The following is a 12,300-nucleotide window of genomic DNA, read 5'->3' on the forward strand; positions in this document are numbered from 1 at the left end:
GACCTGTACTGAGGACGATCCGGACACCGCAAGACACCAGGTGCCAGACAGGAGAGTCAGCCGCTTCACGCAACCTGCGGCTGTGAGGAAACAGATACCAAATCCCGGGGATCGTTCGCAATCTCTTTGAAAAACAAGATGACAGCCTTTATTCAGCAAAGGTGTGGCTAGATGTTTCAAGCCTTGATCCGAGATCCGGGCGCCCCCTTAACGACCGCCAGGCAAACATGAATATTTCTTCAGGAAGCTTTCACGGGTTTGTTGGCAAAATTCCACACCTTGCTGTGAAGGTCCGTACGAGGCAACTGCAATGACCCGCATCCTGACCATCGAAGATGATGCTGTAACCGCCAAGGAAATCGTGGCTGAACTGAGCAGTCATGGGCTTGAAGTGGACTGGGTGGACAATGGCCGCGAAGGCCTGGTGCGCGCCGTAAGCGGCGACTATGACCTGATCACCCTCGATCGCATGCTGCCGGAACTCGATGGCCTGGCCATCGTCACCACCCTGCGGACCATCGGCGTCGCCACGCCGATCCTGATGATCAGCGCCCTGTCCGATGTCGATGAGCGTGTCCGCGGCCTGCGTGCCGGCGGTGACGACTACCTGACCAAGCCATTCGCCTCCGACGAGATGGCCGCACGGGTCGAGGTACTGTTGCGGCGCAAGAGCCCGGCGCGGGAATTCGAGACCTCGCTGCGGGTTGCCGACCTGGAGCTGAACCTGATCAGTCGTGAAGCCTCGCGCGCCGACCAGTTGCTCAGCTTGCTGCCCACCGAATACAAGTTGCTGGAATTCCTGATGCGCAACACCGGGCAGATCCTATCGCGGATGATGATCTTCGAGGAAGTCTGGGGCTATCACTTCGACCCCGGCACCAACCTGATCGACGTGCACATCGGCCGTCTGCGCAAGAAAATCGATAGTCCGGGCCTGCCTCCGCTGATCCGCACCGTACGAGGTTCGGGTTATGTCATTGCCGAACCCCTCTAAGGGCTGGCGCTCGTCCGCTAGCCGTCTGCTGGCGCTGTACAGTTTCCTCTTCGTGGCCTGGAGCTGCAGCCTGATGGGCGTGCTCTACTACGAAGTCTCCGGCTACCTCGACACCCTGGCGCGCCACTCCTTGATGCAGCGCCAGCATCTGTTTTCGCGCTTCCAGGGCCAGCAACTGGTGGATGCGCTGACCACCAGCATGACCTTCGACATGCGTGGGGTGGACGCCTATGGCCTGTTCAACGATCAGAAGATGCACCTCAGCGGGCCGATCATGGCAATGCCGCCAGACCTGATCATGGATGGCCGCATCCACGAACTGGCCAACTGCATCGACTCCGACGACCCCAACCTGCCCCAGGACAGCTGCGATGCGGTCGCCACCCAGACCCACGACGGCCGCTGGCTGTTGCTGGTGCGCGACAACGGCTCGCTGTTCGGCGTGACGCGGATCATCCTCCACGCACTGTTCTGGGCCGTCTCGCTGACCATCTTGCCCGGCATTGCCGGCTGGCACCTGCTCAGGCGCCGACCGATCCGCCGCATCCGGGCGATCCAGGCCAGTGCCGAGGCGATCGTCGCCGGCGACCTCGGCCATCGCCTGCCACTGTCCAACCGTCGCGATGAGCTGGACATGCTGGCGGCCATCGTCAATGCCATGCTCGATCGTATCGAGCGGCTGATGAACGAGGTCAAGGGCGTCTGCGACAACATCGCCCACGACCTGCGCACGCCACTGACCCGACTGCGCGCGCAGCTCTATCGCATCCAGCAGCAGGCCCCGGAAGACTCACCCGAGGCCCTGCAACTGGACGGTGTGATCGCCGAAACGGATACCCTGATGGCGCGTTTCAAGGGGTTGTTGCGAATTTCCGAGCTGGAAGACCATCAGCGCCGTTCCGGCTTCGTGGTGCTCGATCCGTTGCCATTGCTGCGCGAGCTGCATGACTTCTACCTGCCGCTGGCCGAAGAGGCAGAGATCAGCCTGCGCCTGGAATTGCCGGAGGCCCTGCCGCAGATCACCGGCGACCGCGCCCTGCTCTTCGAGGCCCTGGCGAACCTGCTGAGCAATTCGATCAAGTTCACCCCACCCGGTGGCGAGGTGGTGCTGCTGGCGGTCAACGACCACGGCAGCACGCGGATCGAGGTCATCGACAGCGGTCCGGGTATCCCGCCTTCGGAGCGCGACGCAGTGTTCCAACGCTTCTACCGGTGCGACGACGGCAACCAGCAGAGCGGCTTCGGCCTGGGCCTGTCGATTGTCGCGGCGATCATCAGCCTGCACGGCTTCAACCTGAAGATCGGCACCGGCGAACGCACGGGGGCGCGGTTGATTCTGGAGTGCCGGGACAGCCTGATTGCCGTTGACTGAACCCTGCAACGCGGCGTCTATCAGGACGCCGCGTTGCAGGAGGATCATTCCTTGCTCAGGTCCACCAGCGGCGTGCCCCGCACCTGCGTCTTGCGTCCGTCCTGGATCTGCCCAACCCGCTGCACCGCCTGCTCCACAGCCGCCTTGTCCGCCAGCAGGCCATAGCTGATCTGGAACTGCCGCTTCTCCCCCGCACCGATGGTCGGTACCAATCCCAGCGGACGCTGGTAGCGGCGGTTATAGGAGAAACTGGTGCCCGGCTCCAGCCCGGTCACGTAACCCTGGCCCTGGGTGTCGGTGTTTTTCCAGAGGGAGAACACCGGCAATTGCTGTGTGTTGAAGCCGACCGAAACCCCAAGGCTACCGGCCTTGTTATGCAATACCGCCAGGGTATCGCCCCTGGCATCAGCATAGGGCACGACGTTGTAGACCGTCTCGTCGTAGTCCCTGGTCGGCGCGCGGTAGGTCTGCCAGTCCGGCAGGTCGCCCTTGGCCTTGTCGTTGAACGGCGACACCTGCTTCACCGGCGCGACGAAACGTGCGCCCTGCTCCAGGAACGGCGTGCTGAAGTTGCTGTGGTACAGCGCCTGGTATTCCTTCGGATAGTCACCGTTGTTGGTCAGCGTGTCATTGAGTGCAAAGCTCACGCTACCGGGCACCGTCGCCAGTTCGGTGACCACGGAGAAGTCGACTTTCTTGAACGCCTGCTCCTTCAGTTCGCCTTGCAGGCGAATGGCGTAGGGCGGCTGTTCGTCGATATGCAGGGTGACCTTGCTGGCGGGAATGTTCGCCGCCCGTCCATGCAGGGTCAGCAATTCGCCGTTATCCAGCCCCGGATGCCCGACCCACTCATAGCCGCAGCGCGCTACCAGTTCGTTGAACCCTTCCAGCCAGCCCAGGCCACCACGGCCGTTGAGCTCGATAAAAGCCGGGTTGACCACGTCCTTGACCGGCGAGTCCCAGCCCATGCGCACATTGCCGACGGAGGCCTGCAGAACGTTCATGCCCCGCGTCGGTACCACCGAGAGCTTCATCGTGCCGTTATCGATGTCGACAATGCTGACCCCTTCCTGGCGGCCGCCGTGCAGGGTGCGCAAGGTTACGGAGAAAGGCTTGTCGGTCTTGATCCCCAATTGCTGACTGGTGATCTGGCGGTTCTGCGCGGGGGTGTCGCTGTCGAGCAGCACATAGTCCCAGGCCATGGCGTGGGAAGCGGTGCTCAGGGCAGTGATACCAAAAATCAGTCGGAGGGTGTTCATGGGGCGGTCCTTGTTGGAATTGTTCGACTTTTATAACGCCAGTGAAACGATTCAGCAAGTCAATCCAAGCAAGACACGAAACCGCCAGCCCCCCTTCCCGGCCTGTCCGCGCGCCCCTGTCTACGAGACGATCGACAGCACGAATCGATCTTGATCATCCGCCACGTTTTCGTGTGACGCCTGCCCCATCAGGAATCCGCAACGATCCAACACCTTTCTCGAAGCGATATTGTCCTTGTAGACGTATGCCACCAGTTGCGTGAGTTTCCAGCGTTGCTGCGCCTGCTGGATCAGATGCTTCAGGGCCAGGGTTGCCAACCCCTGCCCGCCGACGTCCTGACCGACCCGGTAGCCGACCTCGGCGGTCCCCTTCAGCACGTCGATGTCTTTCAGGTTTGCCCGCCCCACGATGTGGCCGCCATCATCCTCAATGACAAACGGATGCCAGGTGCCATCGGCAAAGCCGCGCAGATAGTCGCCGATATGCCCGGATACGCCTTCCAGCGAGTAGAACGCCGGATCACGCGCATCGATCTGCGATTCGAACCATTGGCGATTGCGGGTTTCGAATACCAGCAGTGCCCGGGTATCGGTTTCTTCCAGCTTGCGAACGCTAAATGAACTCATTGGTTGCCTGTCTCCCTGGTGTGCAACACCCCGATACGTTGCATTCGGTGGATCTCCATTGGATTCTACCCACCGTATTGAACGTGAGACCACCGCCCTGGTCATTGGTGAGTCTTCGTTTTCTCCGACAGGCGACCACGCTATAGTCCCCATTCACTTCTCATGAGCGAAACGACATGAGCGCACTGCAGAATCTCGTTGAACAGGCCTATGAGCAGGCAAAACGTGGTCAATGGGACCAGCTCCTGTCCGAGTGGAAAGAGTTGCCCCAGATTGCACGACGCTGCAGCCACTACCAGAAAGCCTCTTCCGGCTGGACCTTTCTGCACCAGGCCGCCTACTTTGGCCATGAATCCGCCTGCCGGGCGCTGATTCGCTCAGGTGCCGCGCTCGACAGCGTGACCTACAAGGAACAAACGGCAGCGGGCATCGCCGAGGACCAGGGACACCCTGTCCTGGCCGAGCTTTTGCGCCAGGCATTGCAAGGCAGCGAGTCACTGTGGGTCAGCCCGAATGATCCGGACCTGCTGCCGAGCAGCAAGTCGTGGAAGGAAGCGACGGAGCAGCGTGCACAAGAGGCCATGCTGGTGGCCTATGCCGGTGGAGTGGTGAAGATTGCCAAGGGCGGCAGATATTTCACCGACTCGTTCGAGCGCACCCTGATCGGTTGGCATGGCACCTATGATCCGCCCTGCGGCATGGATGGCGAGCCGCTGTTGCCCACTGCCGAGTAACGGCTGCCACGGGGCAGAGAATCCTGCACCGCCCATTGGAGAACCATCGATGAATGCCGTCGACACCAACCGCCTGAAGCTCTGGCAGGCGCTCTCGTCGTTGTTTCTCGATACCGAAATCGACGAACTGGCGTACGACTACATTGCGCGTACTGTTGTCGAGGCCGGGTATTCGCCGGAAGACGCCCACCGTATCCTGTGGGTCGAGGTGTTCCCCGTGCTGGAGGCAAACCTCAGGAGTGTGGCGGGGGAATGGGCTGGGTGGTCGGATGAATGGCTTCGGGAAAACCTCAAGGTTACCGACGAATCAATGCCCAGGAACCATCGAGGAGCCATTGCCAGGGAAATCGCCAGCTGCTGGGAACAGGTGGCCGCCCGTCTCCCGCAAGGGTGAAGGGCTTGTTTCAAAGGTTCAAGTAAACCCGCCTTGACTCAAAAACAGCAGATCAACACAGGAGCTTATGGCCAGATGGGACAAATTAGAAACCTGATCAGAAACCTCGACTCAAACACGCAAGCCTACAATGACCAAAGAGAGCTGATCGAAGCGCTGGCCCAACTGGCAGAAGCCAAAGCCGATGGTCTTGCCCTGCAAATCGAAAAACAGATCCTGGAGCTGGATTCGTCGTTCGACAAAACCCTTCCTCCAGAAAGTTGGATCGACACATTCAGAACGTCCTTTGCAGTCGGCAGCGCTGGCAGCAGGGACGCCACTCAAGAGGTCATTGCTGGCGTAAAGAACTTTATCCGGATTCCAGCCGACCAGGATAAAGCCACAAACATCATCGATGGAATCACCGGGTTGCTTGAGAGTGCCCTGGAGCATTTTCTCAGCGCCGATGCCGAGTCGAACGACAGTCGTGACCTCATGCTTGTGTATTTCAACGGGCTCACTGCAGAGCGGCTGGATCTGAGAATCTGGCAGAAGGAAATCAGGCATTCGGCGATTAAAAAGGACGTCCAGAGAATTGCTGCTCTGGTTGCAGTCCGTTCCACGCTGGATCTTGCAAAAATAAAGACGAACACCTTCCTTGGCCTGTACGCAAGGCAATTGACGAGCATGGGCTACGGCGATAACGCCCTGATGAAAGCACTGGACGCTGCGAAGCACATCCTGTCGAGATACAAGGAGTTCAACTGACAGCCGCCTGCACGGTCGTTGTCAGAGACGGCGGTGCCGGCTTTCGCGCCACCGCCCCCCCGGCAATAGCGAGGCTCGGCCGGCAATTGTCAAAACCGGCTATTCGCTGACGCGCCCCGTCACCGCATTCGCCCGCGCACTGTAAGTGATACGACCCCCGGTATCCGCCGGCAGTCGCTCACGCATCCGCGCCTTGAGTGATGCCAGATCCCAGGCAGCCATCTTCGCCAAAGTCCCACCGACACTCGGCGCACCGAGTGCGGTCGTCCAGAAGTCCTCGAAATCGGTGAAGGTACGCTGCACCTCGATCACTCGCGTTTCAATTTCTTCCAGGCCGGCGTCCGCCCACAACTCGCACATGACCTCGATCCGTGACGCCTCGGGACTCGGTGGCTTGGGAATCGCGATGCCCTGCCCGCGTATTTCCGACAACAACGCCTCATAGGGAAAACCGCCGCCAAACATGTCCCAGGCATAAGCGGCGACAACCCCACCAGGGCGGACCACCCGTTTCATCTCGGCAACCCCCTTCGCCGGCTTCGGAACAAAGAAAATCACCAGCGGCATCACGGCGACATCGAACGCGCCCTCGCCATAAGGCAGAGCCATCGCGTCACCCTGGTCGAACTGTACTGCGCCCAAGGCCGCGCGGGTCAGCGCGTAGGCCAGTTGCTCTGCGGAAGGATCGATGCCGGTCACCGCAGCCGGCGCACAGCGCCCGATCAACATCTCGGTGAAAGCCCCGTTGCCACAGCCGATATCCAGCCAGCGCTGGCCTGGAGCCGGGGCAAGCCAGTCGAGAAACGCTTCGCCCGCCAATTGGCTCCACTTGCCCATATACCGCTCGTACGAAGCGCCATCGTTGAAACGGATTTGTTCGGTGGTCATGTCAGTCATCCTTGGTTCGCAGTTCGTAGAGCGCATAGAACGGCACGCGCATGAGCAGCCGGAACAGTGGCCCGACGAGAGAATATGGCAAGCCGTAGCCCTCCATCACCTGGTGAGCCGCCGCCAGTTGCAGGCGTGGATGCGGCGCCACCAGTTCGGTGGGACGGCGTGGCCCCCAGGCGAAGTCGGCCCGTGTGTGGCGCACCGCCGGATGCTGCCTGGCACGGCCCGCCGCCAGCCAGCAGATCGCGTCGAAAACGAATACCGAGCCGGCCGGTGCCCGCTCGCCGAACTCGACGAACACAGCGAACACCACCTCGGGCGGCAGGTACATCAGCACGCCCTCGCTCATCAAGAAGACCGGCGCCCCGTCACGCCCGGACGGCAGGCCGAGGCGATCCCACCAACCGGACTGGCACAGGTCCAGGTCGAGCAGCGTCTGTCGTTCGCCCGGCGCGCCAAAGAGCTCGCGACGCAGCACCATCACATCCGGCAGGTCCGCATCGGTCATGCGCGCCTGGCCGTTGTCCAGCCACTGGAAATAATGGCTCAGCCCGCAACCGAGATTGACCACGTGCCCCGCTGGATGAGCCTTCAGGTAATCCAGGGCCAGGCCGCGAAAGATCCCGGTACGCGACAGCACGCCATACACCGAAGATCGTTGCCGGAGCCAGAGCTTGCCGTCATCGCCCAGTTGGGCCAGCGCTTGGCGCGCGCTGGCATCGTGGACCGCAACCTTGGGGAACAGGCTATCGCCCAGGGCCCGCGCGGCCAGGGGAATGCGCAGGGTATCGCTGATCGCATGGGCCAGGGCGGCCGTTGCAGAAGACGGGATGTCGCGACCCGCCGGGATGTCGTGTGCTCAGTGCAAACTGTTGCTCATGTGGCGACTCCGGAAAGTGGATGGCCACACTATAACGCAAATGATTCTTATTTGAATAAGATGAAACAGCCGTTCGTGTCTATCGCAAGGATCAGTCTAGCCAGCGCCAGCCGCTCAGCCTTACTGTAGCAGGCCACCTTCATCAATAACCCGTCATTTCCAGATACCCCACGCCCTGCTGACTGCCGCTCAGACTGATCGGCCCCTCCCAGTAGGAGAACGTCGTACCCATCCATGCATCGTCCCGCAGCGGTTTCGTCTCGATACGTAGCTGTTTGCTCGGAATCTCCAGTCGCCACTCCACCGGCAACTGCCGCCCGGTGACACTGGCCTGCCGCCCTGGCGTCAACACGATATCGTCGCTACGCAGCACCTGCGCCTGGCCATCGGCACCGATCCAGGTCCCGGCCCGATAGGCCTCGCCGCCCTGCTGCCGCACCTGGAACAACATGACCTTCGCCCCATCGGCCAGGTGCAGGGAAAACCAGTCCCAGCCCGACTGCTCCGCCGCCAACGGTTGGCTGCTCCACTCGCGGTCGAGCCAGGCCTGGCCACTGACCTGGACTTCACGCCCGTCGACCTGCAGGCTGCCGTTCACCTGGAAATACGGCTGGCTGTAGTACCACGACGCCTGTCCCTTGCCGGACTTCAGGCTGTAGCCGTGATCGCCCTGCAACACCAGTGGCCGTTCGCTGCTCAGGTTCAAGCGATAGGCGAAGTCGCTGCCATGGGCGCTCAGTTGCATCTGCCCCAGCCCCTGGTTGGCGGGCGACAGGCTGCGCAGTTGCCAGTCATCGATCCAGGCGTGCAGGGGCTCGGCCTCGACTCCGGCGGTGCCGACTCCACCACGGGCCAGGGCCTGGGCGAAGTGATGGCCGTGCTCGCTGGTCAGCGCCGCGTGCCCCATCCACAAGGTCGGCTCGCTCCAACCGGTCAGCTCGCCGGGGACCTGCAGCGCGCTGCGAAACAACGTCCATTGCACACCATAGCTGTGGCCCTCGGCATCCTTGAGGTTGGCGGTGATGTACCACCATTCGATGCGGTAGTCGCGATGGGGGCCATGATCGCGGGGAAACTCAAGCGTCTGCCCCGGCACCACCTGGGCAAAATCGGCGGCGCGGGAACCCAGCCCGGCAAACCCTTCCTCAGGCACAGGCGATTGATCGCAGCCCACCAGCAGCAGGCCGAACAACAGTGCAAGCGTGCCCCTAGCGTTCATTGGCAAAGGTCCTCAGCAAGGCCACCGGGCTGACCCGCAGCAACTTCCACAACGGCCAGGCGGCCGCCACCAGGGTCACCACCAGCGCCATCAGCGACAGTTGCAGCAATTGCCAGGGGAACACGATCATCGGCAGGCGCCAGCCGAACGCCTGGACGTTCACCACCGCGACCAGGCACCAGGCCAACGCCAGGCCCAGGGGAATCGCCAGCAACAAGGTGAGCGAACCCAGCAACAAGGTCTGCCCCAGGCTCAACAACAGCAACTGGCGACGACCGACACCCAGTGCCCACAGCGGCGCCAGTTGCGCCAGCCGACTTTCGCTCAGGCTCAGCAGGCTGATGAACAGCGCGACGCCGGCTACACCAAGGGTCAGGCTGTTGAGGGCCGTGGTCGCGGCAAAGGTGCGTTCGAAGACCTTGCTCGCGGTGCCCTTGAGTTCGCTCTGGTCGATCAGGTGCGCGTCATCGAAATGAAAGGCCTGCTGCAGGGCCTGCTTGAGGGGTGCCACCGCCTCGGCTGCGGTCAGCAGGCTATAGCGGGTCGGTCGCAGTTGCGGCCAATGGGCTCGCAGCGCACGTGCGTCGAGCAACAGATGGCCCTTGGGATTGCCGTAGTCGGCATACACCCCAAGCACCGGCAGCGACCAGTCGCCGACCGGGGTCGGCAATACCAGCGCCTGGCCGAGCGTGAGCTTCAGGTGGCGCGCCAACTGCTCGCTGACCATCACGCCCTCGCCCGCCAACCAGCGTTGCCAGGCGTCGTCAGTCGACTCCAGCAGCGGCCAGTGCTGGCGATAGGTCGGCACATCCGGCAGGCCGCGCACCTGGGTCGGCCAGCCCTGCAGGCTGATCTCGGCATCCCAGCCCGGCATGATCGCCTGGATATCGCTGCGCGCCGCCAGCCACTGTTCCAGGGGGGCGTCCTGCCCGGCATCCTGGGTGGTGATGTACAGCTGGGCGAACAGGCGCTGGTCGAGCCAGCCGGTAAAGGTCTGGCGAAAGCCCGAGGTCATGCTGCCCACGCCGATATTCGCGGCCAGGGCCAGCAACAAGGCCATCAGCGCCAGGCTCAGGGCCGGCAACTGCTGGCGGCTGTCGGCGATGAACCATTGGCTCAGGGGCCGCCGGCAGATCGGCAACAGGCCGCTCAACAGCGCATGCAGGCACACCGGCAGCAGCAGTGCCGCCGCAATCAGCAGCGCCGCCATCAAGGCGAAACCGCTGGCCAGGCTGTTGCCCCAAACGATGCAGGCCGGTACGACCAGGGCCAGCGACGCAGCCAGCCAGAACTGCTGGCGCAGGCGACGGGCCTGGGCCGCGCGCCAGGCTTCGGCCTGGGCCAGCGCCAGCAATGGCAGGCGCGCTGCCCGCCAGACACTGCCGGCACCGGCCAGCAAGGCGCCGCCCATGGACAGCCCGAGCCCGGCCAGCCAGTCGCTCGGCGGCAAGTTGAGGCTGCCTGCGACTTCCGCCCCATAGAGGCCACGCAGACTGGCCGCCACGTCCGGCAGCAGCAGGCTGGCCAGCCCGTAGCCGCTGACCACGCCAAGCGCACCACCCACCAGGGCAAACGCCAGCAGTTCCACCGTCAGCGCACTCAGCAGGCAGCGGGCGCTGACCCCGCAGGAGCGCAAGGTACGCAACAGGCCACGACGCTGCTCCAGGGCCAGGCCGATGGCCCCGTGAACGATGAACAGGCCGACGATGAACGCCAGGAAGCCGAGGGCACTGAGGTTGAGGTGAAAGCTCTCGGTCAGGTGCGCCAGGTCGCTTTCATCACCCGGAGCCTGCAGGCGCAGACGGTTGGCCAAGTCTGCTGGCAGCGAGGGTTCGGCACGGGCGAAGTCGGTCGCCAGCACCAGTTGCGAAAGCTGCCCCGGCGCATTGAGCACCTGTTGCGCCACACCGATATCCATCAGCAGCAAGCCGGGCGGCAACTGCGGGCGCAGCGCCAACGGCGGCAACCGTTGACCGTCCGCACTGCGCGGCCGATCACCGACCTTCAGCCCGAGGCGCCGCAACGTATCCACCGCTACCCAGGTCTGCCCCGGCGTGCCGATGAACGCCAGCAATTGCTCGCTGTCCACCGACTGTCCCGCCAGGGTACTGCCCCGTGGCAGGCTGACCGGGTCGATACCCAGCACCTGCAGATGCTGGGCATGCCCCGGCTGGCGAGGATCATCCAGCTCCAGGCGACCCTGCAACAAGGGCGAAACCGGCCATCCCGCCAAGCGCAACCGGACAAACAAATGCTGCTCGAAATGCCCGCCATCGCGGCTGATCAGCCGGTAAGGCGCCGCACCGCCGATCAGTTGGCTGGCCCGCGCATAACTGTCTCGAGCCTGGCTGTTGAGGGCCTGCACGCCAATCAGCAAGGCCGTGGCCAACCACAGGCCAGCCAGGACGCTGGCCAGTTGCACGCGATGGCGCCACCAGTGACTGAGCAGGGCTCGCAAGGCCCAGTAGAACGTCCTCATGACTCGCTCAGCCGGCCATTGTGCAAACGCACTCGACGCTGCAGGCGGCTGGCCATGCGCTCACTGTGGGTGACCATCAACAGGCTGGTGGCATTGTCGGCGAGCAGTTCCAGCAGCACATCCAGCACCTCGTCGCTGGTGCCTTCGTCGAGGCTGCCGGTGGGTTCGTCGGCCAGGATCAGCGGCGGTCGCGCCGCCAGTGCCCGGCCGAGGGCGACCCGTTGCTGCTGGCCGCCGGAGAGTTGCTCGGGATACCGCGACAGCGTCTGCCCGAGCCCCAGGCGCTCGACCAGTTGGCGCTCCCAGTGCCGATCATGGCGCCCGGCCAAGCGTGCCTGGAACGCCAGGTTGTCGGCCACCGTCAGGCTGGGAATCAGGTTGAACTGCTGGAAGATCAGGCCGATGTCCTGGCGTCGCCAGTTGGCCAGTTGCACCTCGTTAAGCTGACAGAGATCACGCCCGCCCACCTCGATCGCACCGCTGTCGGCACGGTCCAGGCCGGCCACCAGGTGCAGCAGGGTACTCTTGCCGCTGCCCGACTCGCCCATCAACGCCAGGCTCGCGCCCTGCTCCAACTCCAGATCCACGCCCTGCAACACGGCCAGCGGCCCCTGGGCCGTGGCGTAGGCCTTGCTCAACCCGCGAATGCGCAACATCGATAACCTCGTCCCGAGACAAAGCCCGACCGGCAAAACGCCAGGCCG

General features: G+C 63.1%; 12 protein-coding genes. 5 read left to right on the top strand and 7 right to left on the bottom strand.

What is annotated here, in order from left to right; genetic code table 11:
* The first annotated feature begins 310 nt into the window (after positions 1-310).
* Positions 311-994: a response regulator transcription factor gene (locus tag AC6I6U_RS20030; RefSeq protein ID WP_010448343.1), complete on the top strand. Its 684-nt coding sequence runs from the start codon at positions 311-313 to the stop codon at positions 992-994.
* Positions 972-2,366, top strand: a complete 1,395-nt coding sequence (locus AC6I6U_RS20035; RefSeq protein WP_497877763.1) for a sensor histidine kinase — start codon at positions 972-974, stop codon at positions 2,364-2,366. Before AC6I6U_RS20030 ends, AC6I6U_RS20035 begins: the two co-directional genes overlap by 23 nt.
* 44 nt (positions 2,367-2,410) lie before the next feature.
* Here the strand turns inward: AC6I6U_RS20035 and AC6I6U_RS20040 are convergent, their stop codons facing one another.
* Both AC6I6U_RS20040 and AC6I6U_RS20045 read right to left on the bottom strand, forming a co-directional pair.
* A complete protein-coding gene (locus AC6I6U_RS20040; protein WP_497877764.1) occupies positions 2,411-3,625 on the bottom strand; it encodes an aldose 1-epimerase family protein in 1,215 nt (404 codons plus the stop codon).
* A 120-nt stretch (positions 3,626-3,745) separates the two neighbouring features.
* Positions 3,746-4,252: a GNAT family N-acetyltransferase gene (locus AC6I6U_RS20045; protein WP_497877765.1), complete on the bottom strand. Its 507-nt coding sequence runs from the start codon at positions 4,250-4,252 to the stop codon at positions 3,746-3,748.
* Positions 4,253-4,428: 176 nt separating this feature from the next.
* Here AC6I6U_RS20045 and AC6I6U_RS20050 point away from each other — a divergent pair, with 176 nt between their 5' ends.
* The 3 genes from AC6I6U_RS20050 to AC6I6U_RS20060 are packed head-to-tail and all read left to right on the top strand — an operon-like array spanning position 4,429 to position 6,127.
* A complete protein-coding gene (locus AC6I6U_RS20050) occupies positions 4,429-4,986 on the top strand; it encodes an ankyrin repeat domain-containing protein (protein WP_497877766.1) in 558 nt (185 codons plus the stop codon).
* A gap of 49 nt (positions 4,987-5,035) precedes the next feature.
* Complete coding sequence (locus tag AC6I6U_RS20055; RefSeq protein WP_497877767.1) at positions 5,036-5,380, top strand: DUF7079 family protein; 345 nt, start codon at positions 5,036-5,038, stop codon at positions 5,378-5,380.
* Between the two features lie 33 nt (positions 5,381-5,413).
* The gene (locus AC6I6U_RS20060; protein ID WP_497877768.1) at positions 5,414-6,127 is read left to right on the top strand and encodes a hypothetical protein; all 714 of its coding nucleotides are present in this window, start codon (positions 5,414-5,416) and stop codon (positions 6,125-6,127) included.
* 99 nt (positions 6,128-6,226) lie between these two features.
* Here AC6I6U_RS20060 and AC6I6U_RS20065 read toward each other — a convergent pair whose 3' ends face one another.
* From AC6I6U_RS20065 to AC6I6U_RS20085, 5 genes are all read right to left on the bottom strand, one after another.
* Positions 6,227-7,015, bottom strand: coding sequence for a class I SAM-dependent methyltransferase (locus AC6I6U_RS20065; protein ID WP_497877769.1), 789 nt, complete (start codon positions 7,013-7,015; stop codon positions 6,227-6,229).
* A 1-nt stretch (position 7,016) separates the two neighbouring features.
* Positions 7,017-7,868, bottom strand: a complete 852-nt coding sequence (locus AC6I6U_RS20070) for a class I SAM-dependent methyltransferase (protein WP_497883069.1) — start codon at positions 7,866-7,868, stop codon at positions 7,017-7,019.
* Positions 7,869-8,040: 172 nt separating this feature from the next.
* Positions 8,041-9,117: a lipocalin-like domain-containing protein gene (locus AC6I6U_RS20075; protein WP_497877770.1), complete on the bottom strand. Its 1,077-nt coding sequence runs from the start codon at positions 9,115-9,117 to the stop codon at positions 8,041-8,043.
* Entirely contained in the window at positions 9,107-11,596 is a 2,490-nt protein-coding gene (locus AC6I6U_RS20080; protein ID WP_497877771.1) for an ABC transporter permease, read from the bottom strand. The genes AC6I6U_RS20075 and AC6I6U_RS20080 overlap by 11 nt, the downstream gene beginning before the upstream one ends.
* Positions 11,593-12,252, bottom strand: coding sequence for an ABC transporter ATP-binding protein (locus AC6I6U_RS20085; RefSeq protein WP_497877772.1), 660 nt, complete (start codon positions 12,250-12,252; stop codon positions 11,593-11,595). Before AC6I6U_RS20085 ends, AC6I6U_RS20080 begins: the two co-directional genes overlap by 4 nt.
* Between the last annotated feature and the right edge of the window lie 48 nt (positions 12,253-12,300).

The organism is Pseudomonas sp. UTLPPB19802 (genome assembly GCF_059730225.1).